Here is a 15,507-nt window from a genome sequence, read left to right on the forward strand (position 1 = left end):
GCCGCTGGCCGGCAATGCCAACCAGGTTTGTCGTTTACGTTGTTGGACGCGAGCTATGCGGCGCATGAATTACTACCTCGGCGCGCTTTCGGGTAGTCGATGCCGTGGGCCGTAATGATCCGCTCAAAGGCTTTGTTGCCGATGGCCAGCTTCCCGCAGCACTGGCGCCGGGTGATGCCCAGTTCCATGAAAGCCCTGATCCGCTCGGCATATTTTGCGTCTCTGGCATCTGCTTGCTCCTTGCGCAGCGCGTCATTCGCGCCTCCACGGGTTGGGCGCTGAAACGTGATGCCGTGCTCTTTGGCGATGCTGTAGATAGCCTTCCTGCTTACGCCGACGACCGCCGCAACTTCCACTTGGGTGTGTGTGCTGCTCAACCCACGAACTTGATCGACCATCCTTTCGCGCGCCTGCTGGCGGGCATCGAATGCATCTGGTAGCGGAGGCGGTGCTTCAACCCGGCGCCGAACAAATGGCTTCGGTGCCGGCGGCATCTGGTTGCTGTAGCTGATCGGCTTGGGCTTGTAATTGTAGGGGGCGGCTTCTTCGATCTTGCCGCCCATAGCCACGAACTGGGCGACTTGAGCCGCCAGCTCGTTTGACTTGGGCCGAAGCTGCTCAACCAGATTGAGGTGATTGCTGATCATGCGGCCACCTTCACCAGCCTCACGCCGGCAGCGCTGAAGCTTTGCCCCTTGGCGGCAACCATGGCGTCGAGAGCTTCCCAGTTGACCGACAGGACCGAAATCGGCACCTGCCCGCCTGCGACGGCATGGACCAGCGCCTCAAGGTCGAAGACTTCGGCCTGAAGGCTCAGTGGCGTCTGCGCTGTCGCAGCCACCGGCTTCGGCGCTGCCTGGGTGACTGGTGCGGGCTTTACCAGCTCCGGCGTAACCACCGGTGCAGGCTCGGCGACAGGCTCAACCACCTGTTTTGCCTTGTCTTCGTCCTCGATGCGCTTCAGTTCTTCCTTTCGGATCTGCTCGCGCTGGGCTTCGGCTTTCGCTTCCTCGGCTTTCTGGTGCTCGGCGATCCGAACCTTGATCAGCGCGACCAGGTCGTCGTTGGCCTTCATCACCAGTTGTTGAGCGTCGACGAACAGGAAGGCGTGCTCAGTGGCCAGAGTGCGCAGGCTTTCGAGGTTTAGGCGAATGCCGTCGGCCGCCTGGCTTGCTTCAATCTTCGCCCGGGCCAGTTCGGTATCAACGGCATCCTGCAGGCTGGCGATGGTGCGCTTGTTCTTCATGGCGCCCGCGAAGTCCGCAGTCACGGCCGGCAGCGTCACTTTGCCCAGGGTCTTGTTGATCGCCGCGACGTGATCAGTCAGCGCCTGCTCGGCCTTCTGTTTGATGTTGGTCTTGACCAGCAGCTCTTGAGCCTTCACTAGTTTGTCGACCTTCAGGCGAGTTTCCCGGGCGTGCTTGCTGATGCGATCCAACGAGCAGAACAGCTCGTCGATGGTCTGGGTTTGCGACAGTGCCTGCTTCTTCGCCGCCGTCACGGCGTCTTCAACATCGCCGCACCACTTCACGGCCTTTTTCGCGTCCGCGAAGTCTTGGTCAGTGGTCAGCGTGGTTTTCACCGAGTCGATGACGGCCAGAGCCGACTGCTCGAACACTTTCAAGTTGCTGGCGGTAACCATGCCAGTCAGTTCGATGCGCAACGCTGGCAGTTCGTCCGGGGCCTTGCCGACAACGATCGACGGTGCATCTTCCACTTCGTGGCCGGCGAGATCCGCCTCGAACTGTTTCCAGCCTTCGACCAACTGCGCGGCGCGGCCGGCAACCGGGCGATATTCCATGCTGACGAAGTTCTCGGCGGTGCCGTCGGAGCACACGAAGATCACGCGCTCGGCGCCGCTCACCAGAAGCTGCTGCTCAAGCTGCCAGTAGTAGTGCGGGACCAGGTTTTCCGATTTCACCTGGGCGACCAGCGATTCGTTCCAGAGTTTGTGCTCGAACAGCGTCTCACCGAGCATCGTCGCTCCATCCATCGAGGCGAGCAGGTTGCCCTCGGTGCCTACGACCGGATACAGCTCTTCGCCGATCATCGCTTCCACCAGCGGCCGGGCAAGGGTCTCAGTGGCGTGCCCTCTGTCGAAGATGTGCTGCTGCGACGGGGGCACGTCAGGCGCAATGCCGGTCTTCTTCAGGGTCAGCAGGTCGGTGCGGGTCTGGTACTTCGAGGCACCCATCATTGCTGGCGCTTCGGATGCGGTGAAGTGCTGGGCGCGGAGGGCGTGCCACTCGGCGGAGCCTTGAGCTACGTTATGAATTTTCATGCAGGTTCTCCGTCGAGGGCTTTGAGGTTAGTGATGGTTTCGATCTGGTCATCGCGCAGCGAGTACTTGCTGCTGACATTGACGATGATGTGTTCCGGACTGGTGCGTCCGGCGTCGATCAGCGGCTGCCACTTTTCAATGTTTTCAGCCAACAGCTCGTCGGGATAAGGAGGCTTCGCGTCCGGATCTGGCTGGGCCTGCCGAGAGGGCGAGACATCCCTGGCGGCCTCCTCGAATGACTTGCCTTCCATTTCGTCGGCAGTGGGGGCCGATCCGACTTCGGGAAAGGCCTTGCGCAGGGCTTGGGCTTCGGCGCACTTGGCGAGCTGGGCGTATGCCCTTCTTTTCCACATGGCGTTCGGTGCGATGGTGTCGCGACCGGAGGCTGCATAGTTCTCCATCCAGCGCTCGCTGGCGGTGAACTCGGCCACAAGCCCGTTCGACATCTGGCGCTTGACCGTTACCCGACACCATTCGGGATATGTGACTTCAGCCCCGGCCAGGTTGGCAGTGATAGGCGGGCCGAATTCAGGGTCGCTGATGCCGGCGTATTGCCCGGTGCGCGCCGCCTGAATGCGATACAGGCCAATCCCCGGCATTACCACGTCGACCATGCCGCGGCCTTTCTGGTAGACCGGAACGATGTGGACCGGCTTCAGCATCGGGTCCAGGTGCGCGGCCTGGCAGTAGGCCAAGACCATTACGACCGAGTTGTGCGCGGCGCCCGGGTACAGGCTGCCACTCAAAACCTCGACAAGTGCTGACTCAGACATGGCCGGTGCTTGGTCGACCTGTTTCATTACTGCGGACATGGGGAATCCTTGCCGCGATGCACGCAGCGTTTGAAGGTGTGGGTTATTGGGTGAGCTGGCCGGAGTAGGCGCTTGCCAAAATCCAGGCAGTGAAAAGCAGCAGGGCGATGGCGGATCCGCGCCAGGTGTGGAGGCGCTTGGCGCGCTGGTAGGAGCTCATGGCCGTACCCTAACCGCGATCCGTCCGCCCTTCATTGTCGCGGCCAGGCGCTGCGGCAAGTTGGCTACCAGCTCGTCACGTTGTCGTCCGATCACCTCGTTGAAGGGAAGGCCAAAGCCAAGCACGGCGATTTTGCGTTCGATGTCTTCCAACAACTCGTCGGTCAGACTTTTAACCGGTGCAGTACTCATGCGAACTCCTTGCGCTGCCTGCAATGCTTCAGCAGGCGCTGGCAGTAATGGCTGAATTCTTCGAGGGTGATCAGCTGGTCCGTCATCAGGTTGGTGATGATCTGCTGAACCAGAATGCTGTTGCCGGGCGGGTTGTCTGGATGCGCAAGGCTATCCAGTGCTTCGTCGATGAGGATGTGCGGGCTCATCAGGCGACATCCTCCCGGGCTTGTTCCATGGCCAGATCAAACCAAGGCTTGACCAGCTCCAGGGCGATGTCTTGAAGGTCGTGCGGGCCGAGCAGCTTTTCCGCGAAGCCCCTGACATTGCCTCCCTTGATTGCTGCGATGACCAGCTGGGCAAAAAGGTCTTCGTCGTCCTCCCCGTCGATCTGGCGCTGATTCAGCTGCGCCTGAATCTTGCCGAGAAACTCCGCGTACCCGATGACCTTCGTCTGCCGGCGAGTGCGAATCACAACGTCACAGCCCAGCACCAGTTGCTCTGCGGCGTTGTAGGACCAATTGTCTGCGGCCTCATCACGCGCTGAGGTGTCGTAAGGGGTCATGTGGTCCCAGCGGGACTGTGCTGCTGCGAGTGCGTTCATGGTCGCCTCCAAGAGTGGCGGGTGTTGATCCAACAAAACTCGGCTGCACTCATCCATTCCGCTGGTTGCCGTTGGGCGCGGAGGGGAGTGCATGCGGGTGGTGTCGGAGTAGGGGGGACTGCTAATTCAACGATGGTTTTGGCTTCTGGGTTTGATGTAACTCACCAGTGAATCATTGAACCGGCTCACGGTCTTATCGCCGACTTTAGCTTTTAGGACGTTCAAATGAGGCGTGCAGTAATAATGTTCATGGCCATTTCAGGCTCTCTCCTGCTGGGAGGTTGCGGGCCTCACTGGCACGACGGAGATAGGTACGGTCGTGATCGGGGTTATGATCATGGTCGTGGGTACGACCGAGGGTATGACGATGATCGAGAGCACTACCGTAGACATGATCGTCGCTACGATGATCATGGGTATGAGCGCAATCGCGATCGTGATCATGACGATAGAGACGACTAATTCGCTCTGATCCCACTACCTCTCCACCAAGTCTAATTTGTGAAAACCCCAGGCCCGCAACTGGCGACGGCCTGGGTGTGCAGCATCAGTAATGTGCGGTGTGTCTTCGGTTGGGCCTACCGGTCCGCGGTTGATGCGCGGTCACATCCTCGGCCCTGCTTTCCGCTGCCTGCCAGGATGTTGGGCGCAGCCTTCAGGCTTACTGCGCCACGCAGGTGGATCGCTTACTGGTGCATGGCTGCAATCCTCCGTGCGGTGTGGATGTAGGAATGCAGGGGGCCGCGTTGCGCGGTGCAGAATCATCCGCATCGGGGTGTGATCTGCCCTGACTTGCTCCGGCGTACCGGCTGTCCGGGGGAACCTTTTGGCCTGCGTCTCAGATCACACTCCGATGCGGCCTGGTGCTGGGGAATACCAGGACCTCGGGCAGTTATCGTCAGGCTGACGTGAATGAGCGTTCTCAGCCGTGGGTTATAGATAGGTCGCTGATGACGCAGACCGATCCGTCATCCGGGTCGGTGGTGTCGGAATAATCAATCTGGTTGTACACGCCGCCATGGAAGGCGAGAGTTTTCGTGTCCCAGGTACTGTCGAGACGCATAATTGCGGAAGTGGATTTGACGCCGTTGCAGCTCGCCGACACGGAAACGGCACCGCTTGAATTCGCGTGGATGTTGATTTTGAAAAGTGCACCCAGCGGCACGTTTTCCAGCACCGTCGAGTTGACTGGGTCGTCTTGCAGGTAGCTCGACCGGAATCCCATGGTGATTTTGCCTTTGTTCCAAAACACCTTCACCGGGGGGCGCTCGGAACCCTGCACATGAATCTGGCTGATCACCACTTTCTGCAGCGAGTTGACTTTCATCAGTCGCATTTCTTGCCGGTTCCAGTGATCCGCGGCGCTGGAGAACGGCCAGTAACCGGGCTCCTTCCACTCGCAGCGTGTGCGCTTCGTGCTCTTGCTGGAAGCACCGAGTGTGGGCGCTGTCATCTGTAGCGAGCCGTCGGGAAGCATTGAGACGATGTCAGGGCATTCAAGCAGCGCCCGCCAGCCGATCAACTCAAGAGCAATCGGGTTGGTCTCGGAAATTGGAAGGGGAGTCGCGATGGTGAAGTTGCTGATGTCCACAGTCATGGTCTTTACCTCATCCCATTTATGTTGCCTGGTTGATTTCCCGTCTGGCCCTGTCGCCAAGGCCAGCCAGTGAAATCTGTTGTCCGCCCCATGCGCGGCGCCGCGGTTTCCCCACCTGGCCGGCGTCACACATTTCGTGTTCGGTGTTATTCGCCGGCTGGCTTGCATGGTTTGGCGTTCTCCCTTGTAGGGAGCCCGGCCAGTTCCAGAGCTGGCATGGAGATCGAAATTTGTGTTTCGCGCTGTACCCGTTGCCGAGGATCGATCCGCGAAGATTCCTGACTGTTAAAGAGCGGTCAGGCCTTTTGAGGCCCTTCGCAGTGGCCGTGTGTCGCTGCGATGGATTAAATATGAACTATAAGTTCACAAGTGGTCAAGTACCAAAAGTACATAATTTTTTGAAAAAGTACAGATCTGTAGGATTTCGCGCGATTGCCTGCAGGGGGATTTACCGCGAACCAATGGTTCGCTATTCTTTGTAATTACTGGATATACATACAGTTAAAAGGGGTTGTGAGCATGGCGCAGGGCAAAGCGAAACCAGCAGCACGAATTGAGATGTCCGGTGTAGAGCGCTTGGGTCTGCGGGTTTCTTCAATGATCAATCACCCGGTTGCGCAGATTCAGCGCTGGGTAACGATCCACCGCCTGGACACGGATGGGGATCGGGAGTGGGAAGAGGTGATGGGGTTGTTGTCCGAGACGGACGGCATAGACATGACGTTCAACGACGATGAGTCGGTGACTCTGAGGTGGGAGGCGAGTGCGGATCAAGACCGCGTAATGGAGGTCGACAGCATGGAGGAGGTGGAGGAGGTCGCGCCTTTCTGATGGGCGTAAAAAAGCCCGCACGAGGCAGGCTGCTTTTCTCAGTAGGCGCTGATCCATCAGTTGAAATCAGCGTTGACGGCGTCTTCCGGAATGCAAGCCAGAATGAAAAAGCCCGGCGCAATGGCCGGGCTCTTGATGCATGTGGCCAAATCCCTTTGGCTAACTGCATTGTGCTGGGTGGATGTGACGAAGGCGTGACAGACAGATACGAAAAGCCCGGCGCTGGGCCGGGCTTTACTTACGCTATTTCAGCTGAGGCTGGAATGCCTTCCTTAATTAGACTCACCATGCTTGCTCGATCTTCTTCTGAACTGATTACGCGAACCTCTGGAAACGCGCTCAATTCTATCGAAACCTCTTTATAAGCCTTAAAAAGCTTCGGCTTGCCAGCGATAGGAGGGCCTGCGACAAACAAAGTATCAGGTGGTAGCTGGCCCTTTGCGCTTAGGCGTCGGACCCGTGATATCCATGCATCCCCGTGTTCATAAATTTTTCCGGATTCTTCGTGACCAAGGTGCAATGGTTTGATTGCCTGCACAGGCTTGCCGCCCTGGATCAGTACGAATGGAAATTTCACCGGGTAGTCAGCTGAGCCCAGCTTTCGATCCACGTAATGCTGTTTCAGATTGACGTCAGCCAACAGCCTGCCTAGCTGCTTCTCTAGAGCTGCTTCTTGATATTCCTTTGTTGCAAAGCTGTGCTTCACATAGTGGTCAAATAGAGCCTTTAGTGCCTGGTCTGAATTTGCCGCGACTATTGATCCTGGCTCGCTGAAGCGCATCATCGTTTCCCGCGGATGCACTAGGTGGCTGAACGTGGCAGAGAGGGCTTGGCGATCAGACCTATGGCTCGTGAAAAAGCCGCTAAGTCTAGCAAGCTCCGCATTTACTTCTTTTCGTGCCCTGATAAAAATCTTTGCATCAAGACTTGGGAAAAATGTTGTTACGCGCTGGCGCTTGGCCTCCACGGCGAAACGAAAATCGCCATTATTGGCAAACAGCACTATCCCGATGTTTACAAACTCACCCGTCTCTGGGTAAGGGAGAAACCTCAAAATCGAGTAATTACATATGATTCTCATAGGGCCCCCCAGAATCGCTCTTCCTTGAACATCTGCAGAATTTCTAGCCGGTTTGCTAGCGTTGGCTCTGTCAGGTCGATGAGGTCTGCATCCCTATAAAGCCAGTCTTCGGTCAAAAAGGTGATGATCGTATCCCAGTTCGACAACGCTTTGCTCAGAATATCAGTGTATTCCTGACGAACGAGGTAGTCCCTAAAATCTTTACGGCACTCGCAGAACACGTGTTCTTCAAGAAACTCTTCCGGATTGAATGACTTATGAAATGCCATGTTGTGATCGATGACGGCCAGTTCGCCACGACTGTCCAATATGAGGTTCACGTTCCCACCCATTGGGCCGAGAATCCTGTCTCCATTTTGTACCCACCAATCAAAAAGCAGAACCTTCCTCATCAGGTCTCGAGGAGTGGATTTCAGATGGGCAATGTTGAAATCAACAGCGCTTTCGACCGCTTGCGATGCAAAGGCTAATCCCCCTTCCAGATCGGAGACGTTCGGAACCACGCTGAAGTCGATCAGATCTTGAGGGACGTGCATCTTTTTCCATGGAGGAATAGGCAATCCGAGAAATTTGCCTAATTCTGCGCTGAGTAACTCCGATATCAGTGCAGGACCGCCGGATTTGGAAAGCCCTTTTACAAAGTAGGTTTCACCATCGTCAGCACGAATAATGAAAGGCTTTATGGATATTCCCTGATGGCTTTGACGAACAATTTCGACAGCTGTTACTAGGTCCGACATAGCCGTACTATCCCTGAGCTAAATTTAAATGCGTAACTTTCTAGCCGTACGGCCCGGGTTACGTTCTGATTATGCTTCCCGCCTTCACCTCATCCGCGTAAGCAGTCAGCCTGACATCGCGATTCTCAACGCTACCGCTGCTTCAAGCAGCTTATTTGCCTGGGCCGAGACGGCCAAAGCTAAGTCTTCTTCCCCAGCTTCTCTAAGCGTTGCTGCCAAATCGAGCAGCTTCCCCACCTCAGCCTCAATGGTTCGGATGGATTCGCCTATCTGGTATCGAAGTGAGTGCGCCATGCCGTCAGCCCTCGTTCCAGGTTGGCTAGGCTCCCATGCGTTGGGGGATCCGCCGCAGCTCTAATGGTTGTCGCGACAACTGTTAACCGGGTTAACCCTCAACCCTATGCACCTATAAAATCCCCGTCGCCCTAGATGCTGTTTCGATGAGTCCATGATTTTCTTCAATGAAGAGTCTTGCGGCTTTCGCCAATCCTGATCCGGTCTAGCGCCCGGTTCAATGCATCCAAGGCATCGAGGAGGGCTTTAGCCTCCGCTTCCCGGTCATCTCCCCAAAGGCGTTCAGCCATTTTATTCAAAGCCTGAATAGAACGCTCGATTTCAGCTGCAGTCACCGCAGCCTGACTTTCCGGCTTTTTCTTCGGCATTGTCAGTACCTCTGCAGCGCCCGCACTCCGGGCCAGATGCTGAGCCCGCAACGCAGTTACACCAGGTGCGCATTCCACACCAGCAGCACCCGAGCCTGGATGTAGGTCTCATCAGCCCTGATCGTTTGCGGGGGATGCTTGTCGTTATCGGAAATCATCTTGATTTGACCGTCACCAATCCACTGGAGGCGCTTGATGTAGAGGTGACCTTCCCAAGAGAACATGTAAATCCCGTCCCCCACGAATTCCCGAATACTGATGTCGACGAGTAGCGGGTCTCGGTGCTTGATCGTAGGCGCCATCGACTGGCCCCAGCCGGTCACCATCTTGAGATGGAAGTGCTCCTTGAACTCGACGCCCATCTCGCGCAGGTGCTGAGGACTTACTCTCACGTCCTGGAGCAATTCCGGGTAGTCGTGCGGTATTTGGCCACCACCCATAGCGGCACGGACATCGTAGTGCGCGATCCACACCTCGTCACCCACTACGCCAGGGCGGTAGTAATCGACCTCTATGGCGCTGCCGGCATCTTCAGCCTCTGCAACCGCAAGTAGTCGTCTACGGGCATCCCCTGAAAGTCCTTTTCCCTGCTTGGTGAGCATCTCAAGCACGATATCGGCGGCAGACTTCACCTCGGAACCAGTTGGATCGTCGACTACCGGCATGCGCGAGAGCGTGGGATCTACTCCTGATCCGTGCTGAAGCCACTCAATCTTCACGCCGAGCGCATCCGCGATTGCTTGCATCTTCGCAGGGCCCGGCATCGACTCGCCGTTCAGCCATTTGCTGGAAGCCTTCGGGGTGACCTTGGCGATTTCAGCTAGGCGAGCGCCTGCGCCCCACTGGTCAATGCCGTGAGCAGCCAAGGATTTCTTTAAACGAGCCACAAAGGCTGTGCGAATTTCTTCTATCTGAACCATAGGTTCAATATCGCACGTGCTTGCATGTACTTTCAGTTCCGACATAATATGTACTGTAAGTTCATAAATAACTCGGAGGCCTTATGCGGCCGCTCAAGAAATCGATCGATGACGCTGGCGGAGTTCCAGTCGTTGCGTTGGCCTGCGGAAAGTCTCCTCGAGCTGTTTACAAATGGCTGACCGCTGACTGTTTGCCGCGCACCGAATACACCGGCGAGACGCGATATGCCGAGCGAATTGCTGCTCTGGCTGCCGCGAATGGAAAACCGTTCGAGCCGTCTTGGCTGCTCTTGGAAGCTCACCCAAAGAAGTCCGCCGCCTAAACCACAGCACGCTGCGAACTTAGCGTAGCAGTCGCCCGCTCAAACCCTCGCAGCTCTTCAAGACCAAGCCGCGCCCTTAACGGACCGGCAACCCGCTCAAACGCAGGCCATAGCCGGAGTTGAGACGACAAGGAAAGGGTGGAAGCCAAGGCAACTACCAAGCAGCAAAGGGCGGTTATCTCGCCATGTAATTCGGAATGAGTGGTCATGGATGCGTCCTTGATCTGGTCATGACCAGATCATCGCTTTGTTGGCGTAACGCCACCACGGAAACAAATTTGAGGTTTTACGAATGGAAGATTTTTTGCGGGCTTGCCAAAGCGCTGTTCTGGATAACGAGGCAAAAGCACTGGCGGCAAAGATGGGCGTTCCGCACGTTGGTCTGCTCCAGCGAGCCAACCCGGACAACGACGCTCATCACCTGACCGTGGAGCATCTGTTTGGGATCTTGCTCCATACCGGAGACATGCGCCCCTTGATGGCGCTCGCAAATGAATTCGGTTTCGACCTAGTCGCCAAGTCTGCTCCCCAACCTCAAGCACTGACCAAATCTCTGATCAATGTGGGCAAAGAAGTGGCTGATCTGACTATCGCAGTGCACGAAGCACTCGGAGACGACCACGTCAGCACCTTCGAAAAATCCTTGATTCGCCAAGAAATCCACCATGTCCGGCAGAGCCTGGACGTGATGGATGCATCGGTGAAGGCCGCCTGAATCCCGGGCACAAAAAAGCCGGGATTGCGCCCCGGCTAATTCATTACCACTTGATGAGGCCGATTATGCAGAGCCAACCCAATTCAAGCAACACCCCTTCCAATGTCGCGACATGTTTTCAGATTCTGAAAAACGTGTCGCGTGCTTCTGCGTTTTTCCACATGGTCAGGAATACCTGACATGCAATACACCGTCACGATCAACCAGGTGAAGGCATTGGAGTGGGGGCTGAATTCTCAGCAAGCTCTGCTGTTCGCCTTCGTCTACGGCTGCCCGAGTTGGACCAAGCCAATCAAGACTGATGACGGGATCTTCTTCGCGTTGAGCAAGGCCAAAATCATTGAGGAGCTGCCGCTACTCACCGATAAGCCAGACACCGCTTACCGCATGCTGAAGGCCCTGGAAGAGGCCGGTTTGATTGAGCTTTCCAGCACCTCGAACATCACGCTGTTTCGCCTGACCGAGAAGGCGGTCGAGTGGAACCAGAAGCTTGATGGGTCGGAAAAATATCCGACCCCACCGAATAACAAAGGTCGGAAAAAAATCCGATCTACCTCGGAAAAAAATCCGAGCAGGGTCGGAGAAAAATCCGGGCCAAGGTCGGAAAAATCTCCGACAAATCAGGATACCAATCATCAGGGTACTAATCAGGATACCAGTCAGGACTTTCAAGGCAGCCCGGACAAGCCGGCCTGCAACTTGGTGCTGGTGGTTGATCGTACCGATGCGCCACGGGTAGAGATTCCCGCCGACATGCCGGGTCCCAAAGACCAGACCTGCAAAACCTTCAAGGTCTGGGCGAACTACGCGATGGCTTACCGCAAGCGCTACAACACCTGGCCGGTGTGGAACGCCAAGGTCGGCGGCCAACTCGGTCAGCTTGTCGACCGCCTCGGTACCGACGTCGCCCACCACGTTGCAGCCCACTTCCTGAAAACCAGCGATGCTGCCGTGCTGCGCAAGTGCCACAGCCTCAACGAATTGCTGGCGAATGCTGAGAGCTATCACACCCAGTGGGTGACTGGTCAGCGTATCAACGGGGCCACGGCCCGCCAGATGGAGCGCACTGAGGCGAACGTCTCTGCAGCGGAACAGGCCGCCCAAATGGTCTTGGCCAAGCGCCAGGCAGGAGAGCGCAATGAATACCTGTGAAATGAATGACGCTCAGGTAGCAGGGTTGGCGGCGGCCATCATTGCCACGGCGGAAGCCATGGGCCAGGAGATGAGCCCCGGTACCGCGGCAATCATGGCTGAGGACCTCTGCGTCTATCCCGTATCGGACATCCGCGCAGCACTGAAGGCTTGCCGCTTCGAAGTAAAAGGCAAGCTGACCATGGCTGACATCCTGCAGCGTGTTCAGGCTGCCGATGGTCGCCCGGGCAAGGATGAGGCGTGGTCGATTGCTCTTTGCGGGCACGACGAAAGCGAAACCGTGGTTCTGACCGCTGAGATCCAGCAAGCCATGACCGCGGCCGCTTCGATTCTTCGATTGGGCGACAAGGTCGGGGCGCGCATGGCGTTCATGAGCGCGTACGAACGCCTGGTAACTCAGGCTCGCGCCGAAGCAGCTCCGGTGACATGGAGCGTGTCCCTCGGTTTCGACCCAGCTCGACGGGTGACTGCCATCGAATCGGCGGTACGCATGCAACTGATCACCCAGCAAGCCGGAACTCAGTATTTGGCTGATTTGCGTATTGCGCCCACCACCGCAGATGGTCAGGCCATTGCTGGGTTGCTGACCGGGTCAACTGTTCAGCCATCCGCAAAGCTGCATGCTCGTTGGCAGCAAGTCAGGGATGAGCTGCAGGCACACCGCCGTCGCAAAGACATTCAATCTCGATGGGCTGCCCGGTTAGAGCGCCGGCGACTCGCCTCTCGCAAGGCTGACCAACTGAAAGCGGTAGAGCAAATGACTCGCAAGGAGCGCCTGTGATGACCGACAAAATCAGCGTTAACTGCCAGGCCAAGCTCTCCGAGGCCATCACCAAGCTGAGCGCCATGTACCGCGACAAGAAGTTCGTAGTTGTGTCCCTGCGTCCTGGCAAAGACCGCACGCTGGACCAAAACGCCCTGTGGTTCGGAATGTACAAGCGCATTTCTGAGATGACCCAGATCGGTGACGCGGCCGATGCCCGCCGCTACTGCAAGCTGCACTTCGGCGTGCAGATCCTGCTGAACGAGGATTCGGGGTTTCAGGTTGCGTGGTACCGGGTCATGCGTCATCTGCCCTACGAGGAGAAGCTGGCCATGATGGGCGGCTGCAAGTTGTTCGGGCCTGACGGATTCCCGGTGACCAGCCTGTTCAATCGCGCCCAGGGCATCCAGTACACCGACCGAATCGCAGCCTACTTCACTGGCCATGGGGTGGTTTTCACTGACCTGCTGAGCGAGGAGGCGGCATGAGGACTGCCATCAAGGAAGTGAAGCAGAAGAGCTGCAAGGCCTGTGGCAACAAGTACCGGCCCTCACTCTCGACGCAAAGGGCCTGCAGCGTTAGGTGTGCGCTGGACTTGGCCAAGCAGCCGGCCAACCAGCAATTAGCCCGGAAGGCCATCGATCAGCGCGAGCGCCGCGAGATCAAGCTCCGCAAGGAGAAGCTGAAGAGCAGGGCGGATCATCTGCGCGAAGCTCAGACCGCAGTCAATGAGTACGTGCGCCTGCGTGACGCGCACCTGCCGTGCATCAGCTGCGACTCGCTGCCCAGTGATCACGACCTGATCACCGGCAGCCGCTGGGATGCTGGGCACTATCGGTCGGTCGGCGCCTGCCCTGAGCTGCGTTTCGAACCACTGAACATCCACCGCCAGTGCGTGAAGTGCAATCGGAACCTATCCGGTAACGCGGTTGAGTACCGCATCCGGCTGGTGAAGCGCATCGGCGCCGACAAAGTGAATTGGCTGGAAGGCCTTCATTCGGCCCGCAGGTACACCGTGGACGAGATCAAGGCCATCAAGGCCGAGTATCGGGCAAAGACAAGAGAGCTGAAGGGGAGAGCAGCATGACCTATCGCAACGTGGTATCCGCAGTTGTTCGGGCGCTCGCCGCCGAAACCATCAACTCTGCCGGCGGCTGCGACTTTGAGCCAAAGGTGCAATGCGCGAAGCAGAAGGGGGAGATCGTCGGCAAGGAAGCTGCTTTCCTCACGGACTGCTGGGTGTTTGGTCGTCTGCGCAAAGCCCTCTCGGCAGCGCATTGGCGCGTGCTGGTGGCGAAGTTCTCGACTCACACTGAACGCAAGCATGCCGCCATCGCTGAGTTGACGAGGCTCATGCGCTCGCCGGCGCCTGAGCGGTTCCTGCATTGCGCCGTGGTCACTTGGGCATTGCCGAAGTTGCCGGGCGTGGATGGTAAGCGCTCGACTAGCGTGTTGCCGGCGGGCTGGTACGAAATGGATAACTGGTCGAATGAGCCGCATCCAATCAAGACGCAAGAGCGGTGGCGGCGTGACATCCGCAAGGCGCTGGAGCGCGAGGTTGACGAGGCTTTGGTGTCTGCTGAAACGATACTGGATGCAGAAGAACTGATTGAGACAAAAGCCGCTTGACGACCACTGATCCAGTGAGCCATTATCTCCCCATCCTGTCATTCCTGCGTGTGTAGGAGTGACACAAAAAAGCCCGACCATTGCGTCGGGTTTTTTATTGCCCAAAGAAAACCGTTCACCGCAGCCAGGGCGGCCTCACGGAAGGCCTGGACACTGATAAGCCGGCAAGTGCAGTGCTACGGATCAACACCGGCAGCCCGCGCACCCTGACCTCACATGCTTGCAGGGTGGCGCGAGACTGGATCAGCGAGATCGATGCAATGGAGCGTCGACGCTGGGAAGGTCTTTGGCGGACAGGAGGGGAAAGGCCCTCGCACCTATTCAGGCTGCCTCGACAGTTACCGAAAGACGCTTGCCGAGAGCAGCCAAAGCGTTTTCCAGTTGTTCCATTTTCGATGTGTGCAGGAAGTCGACCAGACGATCGCCCTGGGCCTGGTGCACACCGAGCAACCGGCACAAATCTGCCTTGCGCATATCCCGCTCCATCATGGTGTTCCACAGCACGATCTTCGCCACGGTTACTGCTGGCAAATGAATAACGTGTTCATCGTCCAGTGGTGCAGATGCTGTCGGAATGGCGCGACGCTCGTCGACATAGAGTGAAAGAGTAGATTCGATCGCGTCCAGGGCTTCGCTAATAGCGTGCTCTCGGTCATCGCCATAGCTGTTCAGTTGCGGCAGGTCTCGGCAGAAGACGGCAACACCTGGTCCATCATCTTCTTCAAAGCGGATTGCATAGTCGTACATGGTCACTCCTCGGAAGTGATGGTCCAGCATTCAGATGTGGTGAAGGGGCTCTCAGAGCCCCAGTTGTTTAATGATCGCCTTGCGGGTCGGTTCTGGCATTTCCTTGCTGCCGTGATCCGCGAAGGTGGTCTTGTTGCCGTTTGGGGCGGTGACTTTGAAGTGGCTTCCTTTGCCGGCTTCGAAGGTCACCCCTTGGGCCTTCAACCATCGTCTGAACTCGCTGAACTTCATCACCTCGCCTCGTTGTTTGGATGAGTCCATTCTACAACACTTTTGTTTTAATACAACATTTATGTTTTATTTGTTTGTCATGCCACTAC

General features: G+C 57.1%; 21 protein-coding genes. 8 read left to right on the plus strand and 13 right to left on the minus strand.

Translation table 11 applies throughout. From position 1 onward, the window contains the following. Window positions 1-53: 53 nt before the first annotated feature. The 7 genes from AB4O16_RS27020 to AB4O16_RS27050 all read right to left on the minus strand — a co-directional run bounded on the left by AB4O16_RS27020 (window position 54) and on the right by AB4O16_RS27050 (window position 5,624). On the minus strand, window positions 54-647 hold the full coding sequence (locus tag AB4O16_RS27020; protein WP_460156256.1) for a hypothetical protein: 594 nt from the start codon (window positions 645-647) through the stop codon (window positions 54-56). Beyond that, window positions 644-2,281, minus strand: coding sequence for a YqaJ viral recombinase family protein (locus AB4O16_RS27025; protein ID WP_460156257.1), 1,638 nt, complete (start codon window positions 2,279-2,281; stop codon window positions 644-646). The genes AB4O16_RS27020 and AB4O16_RS27025 overlap by 4 nt, the downstream gene beginning before the upstream one ends. After that, a complete protein-coding gene (bet, locus tag AB4O16_RS27030) occupies window positions 2,278-3,081 on the minus strand; it encodes a phage recombination protein Bet (protein WP_460158091.1) in 804 nt (267 codons plus the stop codon). Before bet ends, AB4O16_RS27025 begins: the two co-directional genes overlap by 4 nt. A 168-nt stretch (window positions 3,082-3,249) precedes the next feature. After that, the gene (locus tag AB4O16_RS27035; protein ID WP_460156258.1) at window positions 3,250-3,444 is read right to left on the minus strand and encodes a hypothetical protein; all 195 of its coding nucleotides are present in this window, start codon (window positions 3,442-3,444) and stop codon (window positions 3,250-3,252) included. After that, the gene (locus tag AB4O16_RS27040; RefSeq protein ID WP_460156259.1) at window positions 3,441-3,632 is read right to left on the minus strand and encodes a hypothetical protein; all 192 of its coding nucleotides are present in this window, start codon (window positions 3,630-3,632) and stop codon (window positions 3,441-3,443) included. Before AB4O16_RS27040 ends, AB4O16_RS27035 begins: the two co-directional genes overlap by 4 nt. Then, window positions 3,632-4,027 carry a hypothetical protein gene (locus AB4O16_RS27045; protein WP_460156260.1) on the minus strand — a complete coding sequence of 132 codons (396 nt, stop codon included), beginning with the start codon at window positions 4,025-4,027 and terminating at the stop codon, window positions 3,632-3,634. The genes AB4O16_RS27040 and AB4O16_RS27045 overlap by 1 nt, the downstream gene beginning before the upstream one ends. A 922-nt stretch (window positions 4,028-4,949) precedes the next feature. After that, window positions 4,950-5,624 carry a polysaccharide lyase family 7 protein gene (locus AB4O16_RS27050; RefSeq protein ID WP_460156261.1) on the minus strand — a complete coding sequence of 225 codons (675 nt, stop codon included), beginning with the start codon at window positions 5,622-5,624 and terminating at the stop codon, window positions 4,950-4,952. 519 nt (window positions 5,625-6,143) lie between these two features. On the opposite strand from AB4O16_RS27050, the gene AB4O16_RS27055 reads away from it, so the two are divergent. Beyond that, the gene (locus AB4O16_RS27055) at window positions 6,144-6,455 is read left to right on the plus strand and encodes a DUF1654 domain-containing protein (protein WP_460156262.1); all 312 of its coding nucleotides are present in this window, start codon (window positions 6,144-6,146) and stop codon (window positions 6,453-6,455) included. A 238-nt stretch (window positions 6,456-6,693) separates the two neighbouring features. Here the strand turns inward: AB4O16_RS27055 and AB4O16_RS27060 are convergent, their stop codons facing one another. The 4 genes from AB4O16_RS27060 to AB4O16_RS27075 all read right to left on the minus strand — a co-directional run bounded on the left by AB4O16_RS27060 (window position 6,694) and on the right by AB4O16_RS27075 (window position 9,858). Continuing rightward, a complete protein-coding gene (locus AB4O16_RS27060) occupies window positions 6,694-7,536 on the minus strand; it encodes a DUF3037 domain-containing protein (protein ID WP_460156263.1) in 843 nt (280 codons plus the stop codon). Next, the gene (locus tag AB4O16_RS27065) at window positions 7,533-8,276 is read right to left on the minus strand and encodes a HipA family kinase (RefSeq protein WP_460156264.1); all 744 of its coding nucleotides are present in this window, start codon (window positions 8,274-8,276) and stop codon (window positions 7,533-7,535) included. Before AB4O16_RS27065 ends, AB4O16_RS27060 begins: the two co-directional genes overlap by 4 nt. A 458-nt stretch (window positions 8,277-8,734) precedes the next feature. After that, window positions 8,735-8,938, minus strand: coding sequence for a hypothetical protein (locus tag AB4O16_RS27070; RefSeq protein WP_460156265.1), 204 nt, complete (start codon window positions 8,936-8,938; stop codon window positions 8,735-8,737). Window positions 8,939-8,994: 56 nt separating this feature from the next. Further along, on the minus strand, window positions 8,995-9,858 hold the full coding sequence (locus AB4O16_RS27075; RefSeq protein ID WP_460158092.1) for a LexA family transcriptional regulator: 864 nt from the start codon (window positions 9,856-9,858) through the stop codon (window positions 8,995-8,997). A gap of 83 nt (window positions 9,859-9,941) precedes the next feature. Here AB4O16_RS27075 and AB4O16_RS27080 point away from each other — a divergent pair, with 83 nt between their 5' ends. The 7 genes from AB4O16_RS27080 (at window position 9,942) to AB4O16_RS27110 (ending at window position 14,440) form a co-directional block, all read left to right on the plus strand. Beyond that, on the plus strand, window positions 9,942-10,181 hold the full coding sequence (locus AB4O16_RS27080; protein ID WP_460156266.1) for a helix-turn-helix domain-containing protein: 240 nt from the start codon (window positions 9,942-9,944) through the stop codon (window positions 10,179-10,181). Window positions 10,182-10,473: 292 nt separating this feature from the next. Further along, window positions 10,474-10,896, plus strand: a complete 423-nt coding sequence (locus AB4O16_RS27085; RefSeq protein WP_460156267.1) for a phage regulatory CII family protein — start codon at window positions 10,474-10,476, stop codon at window positions 10,894-10,896. A 180-nt stretch (window positions 10,897-11,076) separates the two neighbouring features. Then, window positions 11,077-12,048: a phage replication protein gene (locus AB4O16_RS27090; protein ID WP_460156268.1), complete on the plus strand. Its 972-nt coding sequence runs from the start codon at window positions 11,077-11,079 to the stop codon at window positions 12,046-12,048. Then, window positions 12,035-12,829: a hypothetical protein gene (locus AB4O16_RS27095; protein ID WP_460156269.1), complete on the plus strand. Its 795-nt coding sequence runs from the start codon at window positions 12,035-12,037 to the stop codon at window positions 12,827-12,829. The genes AB4O16_RS27090 and AB4O16_RS27095 overlap by 14 nt, the downstream gene beginning before the upstream one ends. Next, window positions 12,829-13,299 (plus strand): hypothetical protein, encoded by a 471-nt coding sequence (locus AB4O16_RS27100; protein WP_460156270.1) that lies wholly within the window; start codon window positions 12,829-12,831, stop codon window positions 13,297-13,299. Before AB4O16_RS27095 ends, AB4O16_RS27100 begins: the two co-directional genes overlap by 1 nt. Continuing rightward, a complete protein-coding gene (locus tag AB4O16_RS27105; RefSeq protein ID WP_460156271.1) occupies window positions 13,296-13,898 on the plus strand; it encodes a recombination protein NinG in 603 nt (200 codons plus the stop codon). Before AB4O16_RS27100 ends, AB4O16_RS27105 begins: the two co-directional genes overlap by 4 nt. Beyond that, window positions 13,895-14,440 (plus strand): hypothetical protein, encoded by a 546-nt coding sequence (locus AB4O16_RS27110; RefSeq protein WP_460156272.1) that lies wholly within the window; start codon window positions 13,895-13,897, stop codon window positions 14,438-14,440. The genes AB4O16_RS27105 and AB4O16_RS27110 overlap by 4 nt, the downstream gene beginning before the upstream one ends. A 321-nt stretch (window positions 14,441-14,761) precedes the next feature. Here the strand turns inward: AB4O16_RS27110 and AB4O16_RS27115 are convergent, their stop codons facing one another. Together AB4O16_RS27115 and AB4O16_RS27120 are read right to left on the minus strand one after the other, a co-directional pair. After that, entirely contained in the window at window positions 14,762-15,187 is a 426-nt protein-coding gene (locus tag AB4O16_RS27115) for a type II toxin-antitoxin system HicB family antitoxin (protein ID WP_460156273.1), read from the minus strand. A 51-nt stretch (window positions 15,188-15,238) separates the two neighbouring features. Further along, window positions 15,239-15,418 (minus strand): type II toxin-antitoxin system HicA family toxin, encoded by a 180-nt coding sequence (locus tag AB4O16_RS27120; protein ID WP_072458260.1) that lies wholly within the window; start codon window positions 15,416-15,418, stop codon window positions 15,239-15,241. Window positions 15,419-15,507 lie beyond the last annotated feature (89 nt).

The organism is Pseudomonas sp. S2_H10 (assembly GCF_054668285.1).

What these genes read in the sequence shown, in the direction of transcription:
- AB4O16_RS27095 (WP_460156269.1), top strand. Translation starts at nt 12,035, where the DNA reads ATGAATACCTGTGAAATGAATGACGCTCAGGTAGCAGGGTTGGCGGCG.
- AB4O16_RS27035 (WP_460156258.1), bottom strand. Translation starts at nt 3,444, where the DNA reads ATGAGTACTGCACCGGTTAAAAGTCTGACCGACGAGTTGTTGGAAGAC.
- AB4O16_RS27050 (WP_460156261.1), bottom strand. Translation starts at nt 5,624, where the DNA reads ATGACTGTGGACATCAGCAACTTCACCATCGCGACTCCCCTTCCAATT.
- AB4O16_RS27090 (WP_460156268.1), top strand. Translation starts at nt 11,077, where the DNA reads ATGCAATACACCGTCACGATCAACCAGGTGAAGGCATTGGAGTGGGGG.
- AB4O16_RS27075 (WP_460158092.1), bottom strand. Translation starts at nt 9,858, where the DNA reads ATGGTTCAGATAGAAGAAATTCGCACAGCCTTTGTGGCTCGTTTAAAG.
- AB4O16_RS27070 (WP_460156265.1), bottom strand. Translation starts at nt 8,938, where the DNA reads ATGCCGAAGAAAAAGCCGGAAAGTCAGGCTGCGGTGACTGCAGCTGAA.
- AB4O16_RS27100 (WP_460156270.1), top strand. Translation starts at nt 12,829, where the DNA reads ATGACCGACAAAATCAGCGTTAACTGCCAGGCCAAGCTCTCCGAGGCC.
- AB4O16_RS27060 (WP_460156263.1), bottom strand. Translation starts at nt 7,536, where the DNA reads ATGAGAATCATATGTAATTACTCGATTTTGAGGTTTCTCCCTTACCCA.
- AB4O16_RS27115 (WP_460156273.1), bottom strand. Translation starts at nt 15,187, where the DNA reads ATGTACGACTATGCAATCCGCTTTGAAGAAGATGATGGACCAGGTGTT.
- AB4O16_RS27055 (WP_460156262.1), top strand. Translation starts at nt 6,144, where the DNA reads ATGGCGCAGGGCAAAGCGAAACCAGCAGCACGAATTGAGATGTCCGGT.
- AB4O16_RS27065 (WP_460156264.1), bottom strand. Translation starts at nt 8,276, where the DNA reads ATGTCGGACCTAGTAACAGCTGTCGAAATTGTTCGTCAAAGCCATCAG.
- AB4O16_RS27040 (WP_460156259.1), bottom strand. Translation starts at nt 3,632, where the DNA reads ATGAGCCCGCACATCCTCATCGACGAAGCACTGGATAGCCTTGCGCAT.
- AB4O16_RS27025 (WP_460156257.1), bottom strand. Translation starts at nt 2,281, where the DNA reads ATGAAAATTCATAACGTAGCTCAAGGCTCCGCCGAGTGGCACGCCCTC.
- AB4O16_RS27045 (WP_460156260.1), bottom strand. Translation starts at nt 4,027, where the DNA reads ATGAACGCACTCGCAGCAGCACAGTCCCGCTGGGACCACATGACCCCT.
- AB4O16_RS27110 (WP_460156272.1), top strand. Translation starts at nt 13,895, where the DNA reads ATGACCTATCGCAACGTGGTATCCGCAGTTGTTCGGGCGCTCGCCGCC.
- AB4O16_RS27085 (WP_460156267.1), top strand. Translation starts at nt 10,474, where the DNA reads ATGGAAGATTTTTTGCGGGCTTGCCAAAGCGCTGTTCTGGATAACGAG.
- AB4O16_RS27080 (WP_460156266.1), top strand. Translation starts at nt 9,942, where the DNA reads ATGCGGCCGCTCAAGAAATCGATCGATGACGCTGGCGGAGTTCCAGTC.
- AB4O16_RS27120 (WP_072458260.1), bottom strand. Translation starts at nt 15,418, where the DNA reads ATGAAGTTCAGCGAGTTCAGACGATGGTTGAAGGCCCAAGGGGTGACC.
- AB4O16_RS27020 (WP_460156256.1), bottom strand. Translation starts at nt 647, where the DNA reads ATGATCAGCAATCACCTCAATCTGGTTGAGCAGCTTCGGCCCAAGTCA.
- bet (WP_460158091.1), bottom strand. Translation starts at nt 3,081, where the DNA reads ATGAAACAGGTCGACCAAGCACCGGCCATGTCTGAGTCAGCACTTGTC.
- AB4O16_RS27105 (WP_460156271.1), top strand. Translation starts at nt 13,296, where the DNA reads ATGAGGACTGCCATCAAGGAAGTGAAGCAGAAGAGCTGCAAGGCCTGT.